This window comes from Ensifer sp. BR816, from assembly GCF_000378985.1.
Lineage (GTDB): Bacteria > Pseudomonadota > Alphaproteobacteria > Rhizobiales > Rhizobiaceae > Sinorhizobium.
In genome coordinates this window covers 785,830-802,088 of sequence record NZ_KB905370.1, presented here as the reverse complement: position 1 = coordinate 802,088, position 16,259 = coordinate 785,830, and the positions used below count along the sequence as shown (strand labels likewise).

Annotated in this window: 17 protein-coding genes; 8 read left to right on the top strand and 9 right to left on the bottom strand. The window is 63.6% G+C overall.

The window, feature by feature from the left end; genetic code table 11:
- The 4 genes from RHIBR816_RS0103850 to RHIBR816_RS0103835 all read right to left on the bottom strand — a co-directional run bounded on the left by RHIBR816_RS0103850 (position 1) and on the right by RHIBR816_RS0103835 (position 3,730).
- Positions 1–300: a CcdB family protein gene (locus RHIBR816_RS0103850; protein WP_018235219.1), complete on the bottom strand. Its 300-nt coding sequence runs from the start codon at positions 298–300 to the stop codon at positions 1–3.
- On the bottom strand, positions 300–533 hold the full coding sequence (locus tag RHIBR816_RS0103845) for a type II toxin-antitoxin system CcdA family antitoxin (RefSeq protein ID WP_026186621.1): 234 nt from the start codon (positions 531–533) through the stop codon (positions 300–302). Before RHIBR816_RS0103845 ends, RHIBR816_RS0103850 begins: the two co-directional genes overlap by 1 nt.
- 58 nt (positions 534–591) lie before the next feature.
- Positions 592–2,427 carry a translation elongation factor 4 gene (lepA, locus tag RHIBR816_RS0103840; protein WP_026186620.1) on the bottom strand — a complete coding sequence of 612 codons (1,836 nt, stop codon included), beginning with the start codon at positions 2,425–2,427 and terminating at the stop codon, positions 592–594.
- Positions 2,428–2,488: 61 nt separating this feature from the next.
- Positions 2,489–3,730, bottom strand: a complete 1,242-nt coding sequence (locus RHIBR816_RS0103835) for an MFS transporter (protein WP_018235216.1) — start codon at positions 3,728–3,730, stop codon at positions 2,489–2,491.
- 145 nt (positions 3,731–3,875) lie between these two features.
- Here RHIBR816_RS0103835 and RHIBR816_RS0103830 point away from each other — a divergent pair, with 145 nt between their 5' ends.
- The 3 genes from RHIBR816_RS0103830 to RHIBR816_RS0103820 all read left to right on the top strand — a co-directional run bounded on the left by RHIBR816_RS0103830 (position 3,876) and on the right by RHIBR816_RS0103820 (position 6,091).
- Complete coding sequence (locus RHIBR816_RS0103830; RefSeq protein WP_018235215.1) at positions 3,876–4,454, top strand: XRE family transcriptional regulator; 579 nt, start codon at positions 3,876–3,878, stop codon at positions 4,452–4,454.
- Between the two features lie 2 nt (positions 4,455–4,456).
- Positions 4,457–4,984 (top strand): GNAT family N-acetyltransferase, encoded by a 528-nt coding sequence (locus RHIBR816_RS0103825; protein ID WP_018235214.1) that lies wholly within the window; start codon positions 4,457–4,459, stop codon positions 4,982–4,984.
- 81 nt (positions 4,985–5,065) lie between these two features.
- Positions 5,066–6,091 carry a histone deacetylase family protein gene (locus RHIBR816_RS0103820; protein WP_018235213.1) on the top strand — a complete coding sequence of 342 codons (1,026 nt, stop codon included), beginning with the start codon at positions 5,066–5,068 and terminating at the stop codon, positions 6,089–6,091.
- 17 nt (positions 6,092–6,108) lie between these two features.
- Here RHIBR816_RS0103820 and RHIBR816_RS0103815 read toward each other — a convergent pair whose 3' ends face one another.
- Positions 6,109–6,747: an exopolysaccharide biosynthesis protein gene (locus tag RHIBR816_RS0103815; protein WP_018235212.1), complete on the bottom strand. Its 639-nt coding sequence runs from the start codon at positions 6,745–6,747 to the stop codon at positions 6,109–6,111.
- Between the two features lie 331 nt (positions 6,748–7,078).
- Between RHIBR816_RS0103815 and RHIBR816_RS0103810 the strand changes: the two genes are divergently transcribed.
- On the top strand, positions 7,079–7,744 hold the full coding sequence (locus RHIBR816_RS0103810) for an OmpA family protein (RefSeq protein ID WP_026186619.1): 666 nt from the start codon (positions 7,079–7,081) through the stop codon (positions 7,742–7,744).
- Positions 7,745–7,813: 69 nt separating this feature from the next.
- On the opposite strand, the gene RHIBR816_RS0103805 is transcribed toward RHIBR816_RS0103810, so the two are convergent.
- Together RHIBR816_RS0103805 and epmA are read right to left on the bottom strand one after the other, a co-directional pair.
- A complete protein-coding gene (locus RHIBR816_RS0103805) occupies positions 7,814–8,866 on the bottom strand; it encodes a lysine-2,3-aminomutase-like protein (protein ID WP_018235210.1) in 1,053 nt (350 codons plus the stop codon).
- Positions 8,863–9,915, bottom strand: a complete 1,053-nt coding sequence (gene epmA, locus RHIBR816_RS0103800; protein ID WP_026186618.1) for an EF-P lysine aminoacylase EpmA — start codon at positions 9,913–9,915, stop codon at positions 8,863–8,865. Before epmA ends, RHIBR816_RS0103805 begins: the two co-directional genes overlap by 4 nt.
- Positions 9,916–10,076: 161 nt before the next feature.
- On the opposite strand from epmA, the gene efp reads away from it, so the two are divergent.
- The 3 genes from efp to mbfA all read left to right on the top strand — a co-directional run bounded on the left by efp (position 10,077) and on the right by mbfA (position 13,234).
- Positions 10,077–10,646: an elongation factor P gene (efp, locus tag RHIBR816_RS0103795; protein WP_018235208.1), complete on the top strand. Its 570-nt coding sequence runs from the start codon at positions 10,077–10,079 to the stop codon at positions 10,644–10,646.
- 226 nt (positions 10,647–10,872) lie between these two features.
- Positions 10,873–12,114, top strand: coding sequence for a cyclopropane-fatty-acyl-phospholipid synthase (gene cfa1, locus RHIBR816_RS0103790; protein WP_018235207.1), 1,242 nt, complete (start codon positions 10,873–10,875; stop codon positions 12,112–12,114).
- Positions 12,115–12,250: 136 nt separating this feature from the next.
- Complete coding sequence (gene mbfA, locus RHIBR816_RS0103785) at positions 12,251–13,234, top strand: iron exporter MbfA (RefSeq protein ID WP_018235206.1); 984 nt, start codon at positions 12,251–12,253, stop codon at positions 13,232–13,234.
- 103 nt (positions 13,235–13,337) lie between these two features.
- On the opposite strand, the gene RHIBR816_RS0103780 is transcribed toward mbfA, so the two are convergent.
- Positions 13,338–13,958 (bottom strand): transglutaminase-like cysteine peptidase, encoded by a 621-nt coding sequence (locus tag RHIBR816_RS0103780; RefSeq protein WP_026186617.1) that lies wholly within the window; start codon positions 13,956–13,958, stop codon positions 13,338–13,340.
- A 254-nt stretch (positions 13,959–14,212) separates the two neighbouring features.
- Complete coding sequence (locus RHIBR816_RS0103775; RefSeq protein ID WP_026186616.1) at positions 14,213–15,019, bottom strand: carboxylesterase; 807 nt, start codon at positions 15,017–15,019, stop codon at positions 14,213–14,215.
- A gap of 208 nt (positions 15,020–15,227) precedes the next feature.
- On the opposite strand from RHIBR816_RS0103775, the gene infC reads away from it, so the two are divergent.
- Positions 15,228–15,764, top strand: a complete 537-nt coding sequence (gene infC, locus RHIBR816_RS0103770) for a translation initiation factor IF-3 (protein ID WP_084811225.1) — start codon at positions 15,228–15,230, stop codon at positions 15,762–15,764.
- The last annotated feature ends 495 nt before the right edge of the window (positions 15,765–16,259 follow it).

The following is a 16,259-nucleotide window of genomic DNA, read 5'->3' as shown; positions in this document are numbered from 1 at the left end:
TCAAAACCCCCTGAAGGCGAAATCCGAGGCGGCGACAATCTTGTCGCGCTGGTTTGACAGATCGCTGACCAAGTCGCCGAATTCGCTGACCGAAATCGCGACCATGAGATGGATCGCGACGACGTAGGCCTCGCCCTTGATCGTCACCCGCGGGTTGAGGCTCGCCATGACGTGGGCAATGTCAGACGTCGGAATGAGAGGCGCGACGATCCTGGTCTTCAGCGCATCGAACAGTTCCGCCTGAAGATCGACGACGAATGTTTCGCTTTGCTTCAGCCGGTAGACATGAAAGCGGGCCATCAGAACTGCCGAAGCTTGGCTAGCGGCAGCCCGCGTTTCTCGACAAAGTCATTGGCATCGGCGATCGATTTCGCGTTTTCCACGCGCCAAAGCCGTTCCTGCTCGGCCCTGATTGCCTGGGCGATGCCCTCTTCAGCGGCCCGCGAAACGTTGATTTTGAGATCGCGCGCCTGCGAAAGCAGATCGCCGTCAAGTGATAGATTGGTCGGGCGTCTGGCGGTCGATCGTGTCATGTTCGCTCCCCAGAAAAGATGCGCACAGTATATGCGCATCTTCAACGGGAGAAAACAATCACTCGTCGCCCATCTTCAGCGCGGCGATAAACGCCTCCTGCGGGATCTCCACCTTGCCGAACTGGCGCATGCGCTTCTTGCCTTCCTTCTGCTTTTCCAGAAGCTTGCGCTTGCGGGTGGCGTCGCCGCCGTAGCACTTGGCGGTCACGTCCTTCCGGAGCGCGCGCACCGTTTCGCGGGCGATGATGCGGCCGCCGATCGCGGCCTGGATCGGGATCTGGAACATGTGCTGCGGGATCAGGTCCTTCAATTTCTCGCACATGACGCGGCCGCGCTTTTCCGCCGCCGAGCGGTGGACCAGCATCGACAGCGCGTCGACCGGCTCTGCATTGACGAGGATCGACATCTTGACGAGGTCGCTCTCGCGATAGTCGGCGAGGTGGTAGTCGAAGGAGGCGTAGCCCTTGGAGATCGACTTCAGCCGGTCGTAGAAGTCGAACACCACTTCGTTGAGCGGCAGGTCGTAGGTCAGCATCGCCCGGCTGCCGACATAGGTCAGTTCCGTCTGGATGCCGCGCCGGTCCTGGCAAAGCTTCAGGATGCCGCCGAGATATTCGTCCGGCGTCAGGATCGTCGCCTTGATCCAGGGCTCGCGGAACTCGGAGATCTTGACGACGTCCGGCATGTCGGTCGGGTTGTGCAACTCGATCTCGGTGCCGTCGATCATCGTCAGCTGATAGACGACCGAAGGGGCGGTGGCGATCAGGTCGAGGTCGAACTCGCGCGAAAGGCGCTCCTGGATGATTTCGAGATGCAGGAGACCGAGGAAGCCGCAGCGGAAGCCGAAGCCCAGCGCCGCGGAGGACTCCATCTCGAAGGAGAACGAGGCGTCGTTGAGGCGCAGCTTGCCCATGGCGCTGCGCAGTTCCTCGAAGTCCGCGGCATCGACCGGGAAGAGGCCGCAGAAGACCACCGGCTGCGCCGGCTTGAAGCCGGGCAGGGCTTCCGTGGTTGGGCGCCTCTCGTCGGTGATCGTGTCGCCGACGCGGGTGTCGGCCACTTCCTTGATCGAGGCGGTGATGAAGCCGATCTCGCCGGGACCGAGCGAATCCATCGCCACCATCTTCGGGGTCAGCACGCCGACGCGCTCGATCGTGTACTTTGCGCCGGTGCCCATCATGCGGATGGTCTGCCCCTTCGTCAGCACGCCGTCGATGATGCGCACCAGAACCATGACGCCGAGATAGGTGTCGTACCAGCTGTCAACGAGCAAGGCCTTGAGCGGCGCCTTGTCGCCGCCCGGGCTCTTCGGCGCCGGCAGCTTGTGGACGATCGCTTCGAGGACATCCGGTATGCCGAGGCCGGTCTTCGCCGAGATCAGCACCGCGTCGGAAGCGTCGATGCCGATCACCTCCTCGATCTGCTCCTTGATGCGGTCGGGCTCGGCCGCCGGCAGGTCGATCTTGTTGAGCACGGTGACGAGCTCGTGATTGTTGTCGATCGCCTGGTAGACGTTGGCGAGTGTCTGGGCCTCGACTCCCTGGCTGGCGTCGACGACGAGCAGCGAGCCCTCGCAGGCCGAAAGCGAGCGCGACACTTCGTAGGCGAAGTCGACATGGCCGGGCGTGTCGATCAGGTTCAAGACATAGGTGTCGCCGTCATTGGCCTTGTAGTGCAGCCGCACGGTCTGGGCCTTGATGGTGATGCCGCGCTCGCGCTCGATGTCCATGCTGTCCAGCACCTGCTCGGACATCTCGCGCTCGGCAAGACCGCCGGTCGACTGGATCAGCCGGTCGGCCAGCGTCGATTTGCCGTGGTCGATATGGGCCACGATCGAGAAGTTGCGGATATGCGACAGGGGCGTCTTGGAAGATGGTGTGCTCATGGGCCGCATATAGCAGCGCGACCCGGCGGCGCAAAGCGGGAAATGAAGGCTTCGTTCACTATAAACCCGGCTATTTCGATGGCGCTTCCGCCTCGGCAAGCGCCCCGGCATTCGGCACCTGCGCGCTTTTGATCTCGAAGGTCTCGCAGAGCTGCGGCGGCACGCGCTCGCGCATCCGCAGGCGGATGAGCACGAAGGCGGCGTAGAGGATGGCAACGGCGATCGTCGCTCGGATGAACAGCTGTGCGCCGAAAACGGGCGTCAGCAGCGTCACGAGCATTGGTATGAGCGTCGCGGCCGCCGACCAGGCGACGAGCATGGTGCTCGCCAGCGGCACGAAATCGCCCGGATCGGTGCGGTCGTTGGCATGCGCATTGGCGATCGAATAGACCGTTTCGACGGCGCCGGCAAAGAGCGCGAAGACGAGCATCAGCAGCGGAAGGCTGTCGAAGGAGACGACGAGCGCCGCGAGCCCTGCCGCCACGATCAGGCCGCAGGTGGCGATGAGAACGATGCGCCGGTCGAGACGGTCGGAAAGCGCGCCCATCGGATACTGGATGACGAGCAGGCCGAACTGCATGACGAACATCAGGCTCGCCACGTCCTGCTGGCTCATCGCATTGGCGGCGGCATAGATCGGCGTGAAGCCCTGCACGAGCATCGACAGGCCGCCTGAGGCCAGCACGCCGATGAAGGCGACCGGGGAACTGCGCCACACCATTGCGATGTCGATGCTGACCTTGGCGGGGGGCGGCGGCGTCGGCAGGCGCGTCAGCCCGATCGGCAGGATGGCGATCGCCGTGAAGAAGATGGTGATGATCGGCGCAAGGTTGCCTTCGACGGGGATGCGCCCGAAAATCCAGGCGCCGGCGCCAAGGCCGATCACATAGGCCATGTAGAACAGCGCCATGGCCTTGCCGCGCCAGCGGTTGTCGCTGGCGTGGTTCAGCCAGCTCTGGGCGATGATGAAATTGGTATTGGCAGCCGCGCCGTAAAGCGCGCGGGCGAAGATCCAGAGAATAGGATGGACGCCAAGGCTGATCAGCACCGCCGCGAGGATGACCAGCGCCATCGAGCAGGAGAACGCCCGCGCATGGCCGACGCGGCGGATGAGCGGACCGGCCAGAACGCAGCCGATCAGGCCGCCGAAGGCGATCGCGGTGACCGCCGCTCCGGGGATCCAGGCGGGCGCCGCCGCGCGGGTCAGCACGAAGGGAACATAGGCGAGCATCATGCCGTTGCCGATGGCGACAGCCGTCATCGAGGTAACAATGCTGGCAATCGACAGGAGCGACGACCGGTCGCTTTTCATTTGCCTCTCCTCCACGAGCCGCTTTTTGTCGAACGCAAGCTAGCGCGGAGCCGGCCGTCGCATTGTCGCCGGAGCGGCATAGGAGAAATTTATTTTGGACCGGCGTCCGCTTGACTCCATTATATGAGAAATGCAATCTCAAATAATGGAACAGGCAATCTCCTCTCTTGAACGGACGATCGGCGAGCGTGTGCGCGAGATGCGCGCGGTTCAGGCGCTGACGCTGGACGAACTGGCAACGCGCTCCGGCGTCAGCCGCGCGATGATCTCGCGCATCGAGCGCGGCGAAGCGAGCCCGACCGCCCAGCTCCTGGCAAGACTCTGCAGTGCGCTCGGCACGACGCTCTCGGCGCTCTTTGCCTCCGCCGCGGAGAATGCTTCGCCGATCGCGCGCCGGGCGGAGCAGCGGCTGTGGCGCGATCCGGAAAGCGGCTATCTGCGCCGATCGGTCTCGCCGGAGGGTCTTGGCTCGCCCGTCGACATCGTCGAGGTCGAGTTTCCGCCGGGCGCCCGAGTCGTCTTCGAGCGCCAGCCGGCCGACCGCGGCATCACGCAGCACCTCTGGCTTTTTTCCGGGCGGCTGGAGCTGACGATGGAGAGCGGACCGCAGGTGCTCGAAGCCGGCGATTGCCTGTTCATGGGTCTCGAAGAGGCCCACGTCTTTCACAACCCCTATGACGAGGCGGTGCACTATGCCGTCATCCTCTGCCGCACCAAGGTGTAACCATGCCCGACGTAGCGATCCGCGTACTGACCGAGGAAGAAACCCGTGCCAAACTGCCGGCACTTGCCGAGGTCCTCTCCGATTGCGTCGAGGGTGGCGCTTCGGTGGGCTTCATGCAGCCCTTTCCGCCAATAACCGCTGTCCCCTTCTGGGAAGCCGTTGCCGCCGCGGTCGGCCGGGATGAAACCGTTCTCGTCGTCGCCGAGGTCGAAGGCCGGGCGGTCGGCACCGTGCAGCTCGGCATCGCCACGATGCCGAACCAGCCGCACCGCGCCGATATCAAGAAGCTGCTGGTGCACCGGGACGCCCGCGGCCTGGGCCTTGCCCGCCGTCTGATGGAGAAAGCGGAAGCCGAAGCGCGGAAGCGCGGCCGGCGCGTGCTGGTGCTCGACACGGCGACCGGTGAACCGGCGGAAGCGATCTATGAGCGTTTCGGCTGGCTGCGCGCCGGCGTCGTTCCCGACTATGCGCTGATGCCGGACGGCCGCTATTGCGCGACGACATTCTTTTACAAGCATCTTTCGATTTAGAAGGAGGCCTGCCTCTTGTGTGTCGCGACCGAATTCATCGAGTAAATTCCAATAGCATTCCCCTAAATCAGGACACCAAAAATGCGCGTTTTCTATTCCGAAGACCACAAGCTCCGAGACGCTAAGACCGAATTGCATGGCGGCGAGCTCGTGCCGCCCTTTGAGGCGCCGTTTCGGGCCGAATGGATCCTCGCTGCCGTCAAGGAGGCGGGCTTCTCCGATGTTGTCGCGCCGGAACGGCATGGCATGGAGACGGCGCTGAAGCTGCATTCGGCGGATTATCTCGCATTCCTCGAGACCGCCTGGGAGCGCTGGGTCGCCGACGGCTATCGCGGCGAGGCGATCCCCGCCTGCTTTCCGGCGCGGCGCATGCGCCAGCATCCGCCGAAGGATATCGACGGCGCGCTCGGTTACTATGCCTTTGCCGCCGAGACGGCGATCACCGAAGGCACCTTCGCCGCGGCGCGCGCCGCGATGGATTGCGCGATTTCGGCAGCGAACCACGTCGCTGGCGGCAATGCCGCCGCCTTCGCGCTCTGCCGTCCGCCCGGCCATCACGCGGCGATCGATCTCTTCGGCGGCTACTCCTTCATCAACAATGCCGCCTGTGCTGCCCAGCGCCTGCGCGACCGTGGTGCCGCGAAGGTCGCCGTGCTCGACGTCGACTTCCACCACGGCAACGGTACCCAGGATATCTTCTACGAGCGCGGCGACGTCTTCTTCGCCTCGCTGCATGGCGATCCCGTCGATGCCTTCCCGCATTTCCTCGGCTTTGCCGACGAAGAGGGGGCGGGCGAGGGCCTTGGCTCCACCAGGAACTATCCGTTGCCGCGCGGCACGACCTTCGCGACCTGGGCCGCGGCGATGGACGACGCCCTGTCGCGGATCGCCGGTTTCGGCGCGGAAGCGCTGGTCCTGTCGCTCGGCGTCGATACGTTCGAGCGCGACCCGATCAGCTTCTTCAAGCTGACGTCGGAGGATTTCTTGCGCATGGGCGAGCGCCTTGGGAAGACGGGCCTGCCGGTCGTCGTCTGCATGGAAGGCGGCTATGGCGTTCCGGAGATCGGCCTCAACGTTGCCAATGTGCTGAAGGGGATAGCCGATTGACGATCGCTCGGCGGACTCTACGACACGAAGAACTGCGACAGCCCCTGGCCGGCGGCAAAGGCGAGATAGGCGAGCACGGCAAAATAGACCGTGGTCGCCACGAGAAAGAGATAGCCGCCTGCGACCATCAGCCCGTCGCGCTGGATGATGCCGAGCGACAACAGCAGGATGGCGATGCCCGGCAGCGTGTTCGACATCGGGATCAGTCCGAGCGGGAACATCAGAAGCACGCCGCCGGCCATGATCATCAGCCCGTTGAAGCGGTTCATGACGGCGCCCTGGGTCAGGAAATGCAGCCTCGGGCGCACATAACGGTCGAGTTTCGAAACCAGCGCCGCCCCCTTCTCAAGCGTCGGCACCAGTTTTTCGGTCTCGATCTGCCGGTCGAGAATGCGCCGCGGCAGCCAGGGCAGGCGGTTGAGGGTGATCGCCAGCGAGATGAGAATGATGGCCGCGCCGAAGACCGTGCTGACGCCGGGGATCGACACCGGAATCAGGAACGGCAGCGTCAGCAGCGCGCAGAGAAGCAGGAAGCCGTGCTCGCCGATCTCGATCATCAGTTCGCGCAGCGTAATCGTGTTGCCCCTGATCGAGGCGATCATGCCGGTCAGCGTATCGCTGAGACTGCGCTGCGTATCGCCGAACTCGACTGCCATCTATGGTCCCTCTCGCCTGATTCCCGGCCCGGCAGATTACATCCTGGCGCGAGCGTGTGAAGCTTCGGTTAGAGCATTTTGCAGTCAGGTGGAATCACCTGACGTCGCACAAATGCGGCAAAAACAAACCGATAGAGCGGCGCGAACGCATGTGAGCGCATCCCGCTCTAGCGGGCGCTCTGGACAGCAATGTGGCAAAGCACAGCCCAAATGCTGCAGTGCCGAAGCGTCGCGTTTTGCTCGCCAATGTGGAAAGCGTCGCACCTCTTCATCTTGCTGCCGCAATCGATAGTATGAAGCACCTTTAGCACCAATGGGGACCATTGATTCGATGATCAAGAAATGCGCCATCCTGGCTGTCGCGGCCATCTATCTTTCCGGATGCACGACCACCGATCCCTATACGGGAGAACAGAAGATGTCGAACACGGCCGGCGGCGCGTTGATCGGTGCGGGCCTCGGCGCCGCGACCGGTCTTTTGGTCGGCGGCAGTTCCGCGGGACGCCGCGATGCCGCACTCGTCGGCGCCGGTATCGGTGCGCTCGGCGGCGGCCTGATCGGCAATTACATGGATCAGCAGGAATCGGAATTGCGCGCGCAATTGCAGGGCACTGGCGTCTCGGTGACGCGCCAGGGCGACCGCATCATCCTCAACATGCCGTCGAACATCACCTTTGCGACCGACCGCGACCAGGTGATCCCGCCCTTCTATCCGACGCTCGATTCGGTCGCGATCGTGCTGCGCAAATTCAACAAGACGCTTATCGACGTCGACGGCCACACGGATTCGACGGGCAGCGCCTCCCATAACCAGGGTCTTTCCGAGCGCCGCGCCGCTTCTGTCGCCAACTATCTCGCCGGCCGCGGCATCGACCAGCGGCGCATCTCGACCATGGGTTACGGCATGGAACGGCCGATCGCATCGAACGCCAGTGAGATGGGCCGCGCCCAGAACCGCCGCGTCGAAATCTCGATCGCGCCGATCAAGCAGGGCTGAGCTGGCCGACAAATTCGTTGATGCAAGGCCGCGTGGTATTCCGCGCGGCCTTTTTGCTGCGCCGGTTGTTTAGCCTTGCGGCGGATAGACGTGCTCATTCCCGCGGAAATCCGTGACGGTGTAGCAGCCGCCGCCTTCCGCCTCGATCGCGCTGGCGCTGATGACCGCCTTGCCGTGGCCGCCGGGAATGTCGAGGATGTAGGTCGGCTGGCAGAGGCCGGAGACGCGGCCGCGCAGCGAGGCGACGAGCGCCTGGCCCTCTTCGATCGACAGTCGGAAATGGCTGGTGCCCGGCGCGAGGTCCGGATGGTGCAGGTAATAGGGCTTGATCCGCGTCTCGACGAAGGCGCGCATCAGTTCGGCAAGGATGTCCGGGTCGTCGTTGACACCCTTCAGCAGCACCGATTGGCTGATCATGACGATCCCCGCATCGATCAGCCGAGCCGCGGCGGCCCGCGCTTCGTCTGTCAGTTCGCGCGGATGATTGGCGTGCAGGGCCACATAGGCCGCATTGCCGCTGCTTTTGAGCGCCGCGACGAGCTCGGTATCGACGCGGTGCGGCTCAACGACGGGCACGCGTGTGTGGAACCGGACCACCTTTACATGGCCGATCGCGCCCAGGCGTTCCATGATCTCGCCAAGCCGGCGCGGTGAGAGCACCAGCGGGTCTCCGCCCGTCAGGATCACTTCCCAGATCTCGGAACGCTCGGCGATATAGGCGATCGCCGCATCGAGTTCGGCGGGGGTGAGCGTGCCGAGCCCCTGCGGACCGACCATCTCGCGGCGGAAGCAGAAGCGGCAATAGACCGGGCAGACATGCACGGCCTTGAGCAGCACCCGGTCAGGGTAGCGATGGACGATGCCGGTGACGGGGCTGTGCGCGCGATCGCCGATCGGATCGGCCCGCTCTTCCGGCATCAGCGTCAGCTCTGCCGCGTCGGGCACGAATTGGCGCGCGATCGGGTCGTGCGGGTCGTCGCGGTCGATGAGGCTTGCGATCGCCGGGCTGATCGTGACGGCGTAGCGCGACGCGACGCGGGAAATCGCTTCCTCGGCCGCAGCGTCGACAAGGCCGGCTTCGACGAGATCGCCTGCCGTCCTCAAGGAACGATGTGCGCTCATATCGCCGCCTCCGCCACCGGCGCCCAGAGGACCTGGTCGATGCGCGAGGCGCCGGTCGCCAGCATCACCAGCCGGTCGAAGCCGAGCGCGATGCCGCTCGCCTGAGGCATGATGGCAAGCGCCGCGAGGAAATCCTCGTCGAGCGGGTAGGTTTCGCCATAGACCCGCGCCTTTTCCGCCATTTCCAGCTCGAAGCGGCGGCGTTGTTCCGCCGCATCCGTCAATTCGCCAAAGGCGTTGGCAAGCTCGACCCCGCAGGCGTAGAGCTCGAAGCGCTCGGCGACGCGGAGGTCGCGCGGGGTCGGCCGGGCGAGCGCGGCCTCGGCGACCGGATATTCGTCGAGGATCGTGGCGCGCCCGAAGCCGAGATTGGGCTCGACCTTTTCCACGAGCACGCGGCTGAAAAGATCGGCCCAGGTATCGTCCTCGGCGACGCGCAGGCCAGCTTGCCGCATGGCTGCGGCAAGGACTTCGCGATCGGTCGTGCCGTCGTTTTCGATCGAGGCGAGGAGGTCGATTCCAGCGAAGCGCGCGAAGGCCTCGGCGACCGAAAGTCGTTCCGGTTCCCGGAAGGGATCGCAGCTTCGGCCCCGGTAGGAGAAGGTCGGCGCCCCGGCGGTCTCGGCGGCAAGCGCGAGGATCGCGGCGCAATCGCGCATCAACGTCTCGTAGCCGTCCTCGGCGCGGTACCATTCGAGCATGGTGAATTCCGGATGGTGCAGCGGGCCGCGCTCGCGGTTGCGATAGACATGGGCGAAGCAGGCGATGCGCCTTTCTCCGGCGGAGAGCAGCTTCTTGCAGGCGAATTCGGGCGAGGTGTGGAGATAGAGCGGCTGCACCGATCCGTCATGCCCGACTGCCTGCGTTGCAAAGGCGTGGAGATGCGCCTCGTTGCCCGGTGACAGCTGCAGCGTTGCCGTGTCGACCTCGATGAAGTCCCGCTCGGCGAAGAACCGGCGCAGCGCCGATTGGATTCGATTGCGCCCGATCAGGAAGGGGCGTCGGTCGGCATGGACATCCGGGGTCCACCAGGGAGAAGCATGCGGCATGGTCGGTTCGATCCAAGCTTTCTTCGGCGCCAATGCCGGCTCAGGCTGGCTATTTGCGCGAAATTAGGATAGTGGCGGCGCGAAATCTAAAATTTTCGCGTCCTTCCGGGCCGAGTTCCGGCCCGCGCGTGTCGCGCATACCTCTGTTACAAGGAAGACTAATGGTCAAGGTCATCGCTTCTTCAGTCCGCAAGGGCAACGTTCTCGACGTCGACGGCAAGCTCTATGTCGTTCTCACCGCGCAGAACTTCCACCCGGGCAAGGGCACGCCGGTCACGCAGGTCGACATGCGCCGCATCTCCGACGGCGTGAAGGTCTCGGAGCGCTACCGCACGACCGAACAGGTCGAGCGCGCCTTCGTCGAGGACCGCGAGCACACCTTCCTCTACGAAGATGCCGAAGGCTTTCACTTCATGAATCCGGAGAGCTACGACCAGCTCGTCATGTCGGCCGAGGACATCGGCGACCTGAAGGCTTACCTCCAGGAAGGCATGGCGGTGATGCTCTCGATCCACGAGGGCATTGCGATCGCCATCGACCTGCCGCGCCACGTGACCCTCGAGATCACCGAGACCGAACCGGTCGTCAAGGGCCAGACGGCGTCTTCCTCCTACAAGCCGGCCCTTCTTTCGAACGGCGTCCGGACCTCGGTACCGCCGCATATCCAGGCGGGCACCCGTGTTGTCATCGCGACGGAAGACGGCTCCTACGTCGAGCGCGCCAAGGACTGAGGAGCGCCCGGAGCGCTGTTGAATCGGGGCGGCAGGTTACCTGCCGCCCTTTTTCTTGGCCGCCTTCACAACTCAGGATGCGGATGCGGAAGGCCTGCAAAATTGAGCGTGCATTTTTGAGGCTCGCTGTTTAGGGTCACCTGCCGCCGCCTAGGTTCAAAATGTTGCGGCGTCCTTTGCGCGTCTGAAAGGACGCGCTGTAGGCGAGACGAGATCGAGGGATTGCATGTTTCCACTGTCGCATATGATGAAAGCCTTCATCCGCAAGGGCAGCCTGACCGTGATCGATGCCGACGGCAAAAGGCACGTCTTTTCCGGCGAACCCGGGCCGAGCGTCACCATGCGGCTGACCGACAAACGGCTCTATCGCAGCCTCGTCCTCAATGCCGAGCTAGCCGCCGGCGAGGCCTATATGGACGGCACGATGCGCTTCGAGGAGGGGTCGACGCTTCGGGACTTCCTCACCCTCTTCTCGATCAACCGGCTGTCGCTCGGCTCCTATCCGATCCAGAAGCTGCTGCGGGCGGTCAAGATGCGCTTCCGCAAGCGCCAGCAGGCCAATCCCAAGGGCAAGGCGCAGCAGAACGTCGCCCATCACTACGATCTCGGCAACGATTTCTACAAGCTCTTCCTCGACGAGAACATGCTCTATTCCTGCGCCTATTTCCGCGAGCCGGACGAGACGCTGGAGGCGGCGCAGCGCAACAAGCTCAGGCTGCTGGCGGCGAAACTCTGCCTGAAGCCCGGCATGAAAGTGCTCGACATCGGCTGCGGCTGGGGTGATCTGGCGCTCTATCTCGCCGCGCTCGAGAATGTCGAGGTGCTCGGCGTCACGCTCTCGAAGGAGCAGCAGGCGCTCGCCTCCGAACGGGCCCGCGCCGCCGGCCTGGCCGACCGCGTCCGCTTCGAGCTGAAGGACTATCGCGACGTAGAGGGGCCCTTCGACCGGATCGTCTCGGTCGGCATGTTCGAGCATGTCGGCGTTCACCACTATGACGAGTTCTTCAAGAAGCTCAACGCGCTGATGCGGGACGACGGTCTCGCCGTGCTGCACTCGATCGGCCATATGAGCCCGCCCGGCATGGCGAGCCCCTGGCTCAGGAAGTACATTTTCCCCGGCGCCTATTCGCCGGCTTTGTCGGAAGTCTTCGAGGTGGTCGAGCGCAACAGCCTGTGGGTGACGGACCTCGAATTCCTGCGCGTGCACTACGCGACGACGCTCGCTCATTGGGGCGCGCGCTTCGAGGAAAACCGCGACAAGGTGATCGCCATGTACGACGAGCGTTTCGCCAGGATGTGGGAATTCTACCTGATCAGCGCCGAGATGATGTTCCGCACCGGCAGCCAGCTCGTCTTCCACATGCAGCTGTCGCGCTCGCGCGATGCGGCGCCGATCGTGCGCGACTACATCACCGACCAGCAGCGTGCCTATATCGAGAAGGAAAAGGCGCTCGATCTGGCGATTTAAGCCGGCATTGGCAGTTCCGCTTTCCATCTGCGGTGAGAGGGGGAGCGGCGTCGGCACGCCTTGCACTTCGCCCCGCTTGACGCGCACCGAGTCGGAATCTATTTCTTTAGAATTATTCTAAAGAAGGTTGTTGCCGATGTTTTCCCGTCTCTTCTCCCGTTCGAAGCGCCCGTTCCTGTCGCTGAGCGAACAGGAGATCCTCGCGCTCGCCATCTCGTCGGAAGAGGACGACGGCCGCATCTACCTCGCCTATGCGGACGCGCTGCGCGAAAAATATCCGCGCTCCGCCAAGGTCTTCGAGGACATGGCCGAAGAGGAGAGCCATCATCGGCAGGCGCTGATCGACCTGCACGTCACTCGCTTCGGCAGCCGCATTCCGCTCATCCGGCGCGAGCATGTGCGCGGTTTTCCGGAGCGCAAGCCCGACTGGCTGATCGCCGAAATGCCGATCGAAAAGGCACGCGCCGAGGCGGAAGCCATGGAGGAGGCGGCCCACCGCTTCTATCTCGAGGCGGCGGCGCGGACGCGCGACGCCGCGACGCGCAGGCTGCTCGGGGATCTGGCGATCGCCGAAAAGACGCATGAATCGCTCGCCCGCCGGCTCGGCGAGCGACATACGCCCGCCGACGTGCGCGCCGAGGAAGACCAGACATCCCATCGCCAGTTCATTCTCACCTATGTCCAGCCGGGTCTGGCGGGCCTGATGGACGGCTCGGTTTCGACTTTGGCGCCGATCTTCGCCGCCGCCTTTGCAACCCAGGATACCTGGCAGACCTTTCTAGTCGGGCTTTCCGCCTCGGTCGGTGCGGGCATCTCGATGGGCTTCACCGAAGCCGCCCATGACGACGGCAAGCTTTCCGGCCGCGGTTCGCCGGTCAAGCGTGGCCTCGCCTCCGGCATCATGACGGCGCTCGGCGGCCTCGGCCACGCGCTTCCCTATCTGATCCCGCATTTCTGGACGGCGACGTTGACAGCGGTGGCGATCGTCTTTTTCGAGCTCTGGGCCATCGCCTTCATCCAGAACCGTTTCATGGAAACGCCATTCCTGAGAGCGGCCTTCCAGGTCGTGCTCGGCGGCGGGCTGGTCCTCGCGGCCGGCATCGTCATCGGCAATGCCTGATCTGCCCCGACTGCGCAGCCGTTTGGGATAACGGCAAGCATCTGAAAAACCGGCATGAAAAAAGGGCCGAGAAACGGCCCTTTTGATCGGAGTGTCCGGCCTTTTACTTGCCGACGGAGCCGACCAGCACCTCGGCGCTGTTGTCGATCGTCACCCAACGGCCGCTATTGTTCGACGCCTGTCGCTTCAGGAAGCGGTAGGGCGTCTTGGTCCAGAGCTTCACGCTGTTTTCGAGATTGTCGAGGATGAAATCGCCCTGCGCGGTCCGCACCGTCAGCACCGCGTGGCCTTCACCGTCGGGCTTGCGCACCACGGTCATCAGCAGATTGCCGGCGGCAAAGCCGCGCTGCATCAGGCGGCGGCGCTTCTCCAGCGCGAAATCCTCGCAATCGCCCCGGCCTTTCGGATAGGCCCAGACCTCGTCCCGGCCGAGAAGCTCCTGGTCGGTGACCGGCGAAATCTCGCGGTTGACGGCGGCGTTCACCTGCCGGATGACGGCCCAGCCGCTCGCCGTGACACGCGGCGCCGCGCCCGCCCGGGACCGGACGCCGCATTCAGTCCGGTTCTTCTGACAGAACTCGAAATGCCCGATCGGCTGTGAGGTTGCCGACCCGGTCTGCATCGAGGGAGAGGCTCCCGACTGGGCGGGAATTGCCATGTTCGCCGAAATGAAAACTGCGCAGAATGCAGCGACGCCTGCCTTTACCCCGGTCCAGAATGCCATACAGATCCCCTGCAGCGCGTGCACTGCACGCGCAATCTCAAGTTGATGACAGCTTTTGTAGGCTTCCCCTAGCGCTGCTCTAATCGTTAATAAAGAGTTAATATTGTCGGGGGGGATGAGTCAATCTACCGATTCGTCTGATTGACCTTTATGGTTAAGATCATCCACTATAAGGCAGCGGAAGCCTTGCATCCCGGGCTGTCCGGGATGGTTCCAAAAACGGGGCGGTGTGTTGACGGGTGCCGGCCGGGAAGTCAGGCCTTGGCGAGCATGGCGCTGATCGCCTGTTTCAGTTTGACGATGTCGTCCTCGCGCGACAACCGGTGGTCGCCGTCGCGAATGAGGGTCATGACCACGTCGTCCGCCGGCATGTGCTCCATGAGCTTCAGCGCATGCGTATAGGGCACATCCGGATCGCGCATGCCCTGGAGGATATGCACCGGACAGCCCGTCGCGATCGGCCCCCTGAGGACGCGGTTTTCCCGTCCATCCTCGATCAGGGCGCGGGTGAAGACATTGGGCTCGGGACTGTATTCGGACACTTCTTCGAAATAGCCCCGTTCGGCAAGCGAGCTCCGCTCGGCCTCGGTCAGGTTGGGTTCGATCAGTTCGGCGGTGAAGTCCGGGGCAGGGGCGATCAGCACCAGGCCGGCGACGCGTTTGCCCTGGCCGCGCGCTCTCAGCTCTTCGATGAGGCGCAGGGCGACCCAGGCGCCCATCGAGGAACCGATCAGGATCATGCGACCGGCGACCGCGTGATCGACGACTGCGAGGCTTTCCTCGAGCCAGCGGGAGATCGTGCCATCCTTGAAGTCGCCGCCGGAGGCGCCGTGGCCGGAATAGTCGAAGCGGATGCAGTCCGTGCCGATCGCCTGCGCGTGGCGCTCGACCTCGAGCGCCTTTGTGCCGGTCATGTCGGATCGGTAGCCGCCGAGCCAGACGAGGGTCGGCTTTTCCGAGGCCATTTCGGCGCGGAAAAGCCGCATCGCGATGTCCCGCGCCGCGGCGTCCGTACCCACCCTTATCCGTGTGATTTCCGTCTCGACCGGCATTGCTGACATCGCTTGTTTCCTCGCAGGCGCCCGTTTCGACCAGATATCCCGCTAAAAACGGATTCGCCAGAGTGATTTTCCTTGCGGCCCATGCTATTGACTCTCGAGCCGCAATTCACACATTGCCGTCAGTGACTGTTTCAAGCGACCAGTTTGAGATGACGCTGATCGTTTGATTGACCACAATTACTTAAAACAGCTCGAGGAGAGTACGACCATTCGCAGACCGTTCAAAGCGGACGCCCCAGTCAAGGAAGGGCCGCGCGCAAACAAGGAAATCCGGGTTCCCCGGGTTCAGCTCATCGATGCCGAAGGCCAGAACCTGGGCAGCGTTCCAATCGACCAGGCGCTCCGCATGGCGGATGAGGCCGGTCTCGATCTGGTGGAGATCGCACCCAATTCCGAGCCGCCGGTGTGCAAGATCCTTGATCTTGGCAAGCTGAAATACGCCAACCAGAAAAAGGCGGCCGAAGCGCGCAAGAAGCAGAAGATCGTCGAGATCAAGGAAATCAAGATGCGCCCGAACATCGACACCCACGATTACGAGGTGAAGATGAAGGCGATGAACCGCTTCTTCGAAGAAGGCGACAAGGTCAAGGTGACGCTGAAGTTCCGCGGCCGCGAAATGGCGCACCAGGAGCTTGGCATGAAGCTGCTGCTGCAGGTCAAGGACGATACGCAGGCGATCGCCAAGGTCGAGGCCGAGCCGAAGCTCGAAGGCCGCCAGATGATGATGGTGCTGGCGCCGAAGTAAGCACGAAAGCGTGGACCGCACGCGAAACCAATCCCATGTAAAAAGCCGCCGTGAGGCGGCTTTTTCCGTTCCGGCGCATCTTTGGCGGCGCCTGACAGAATGCTGACAGCCGCGCTCAGCCGCCTGTCAGTTGCCAAATGCCAGTCTCTGCCCGTTCCGAAACAAGGAAAGGGATTAAGATATGCACAGCGCATTCAAAAAAGTGCTGCTCGTTTCCACAGTGAGCTTGATCGGCGTCGTTGGAGGACCAGTGACGATGGCTCTTGCGGATACCGGCGCGGCCAGCAGCTTCGAAGCCGGCCCTAACGGCGGCTTCGACACGAGCAGCCCCGCCTCAGTCGGCGAAGGCGGAACCGGCGGCGGACAGGACACTGGCACGGGCGGCGGACAGGATACCGGTACGGGCGGTGGACAAGACACTGGCGGCAGCACCGGCGGTGAAGGCGGCGGCGCTGGCGGCGAAGGCGGCGGCACCGGCGGCGAAGGCGGCGGCAC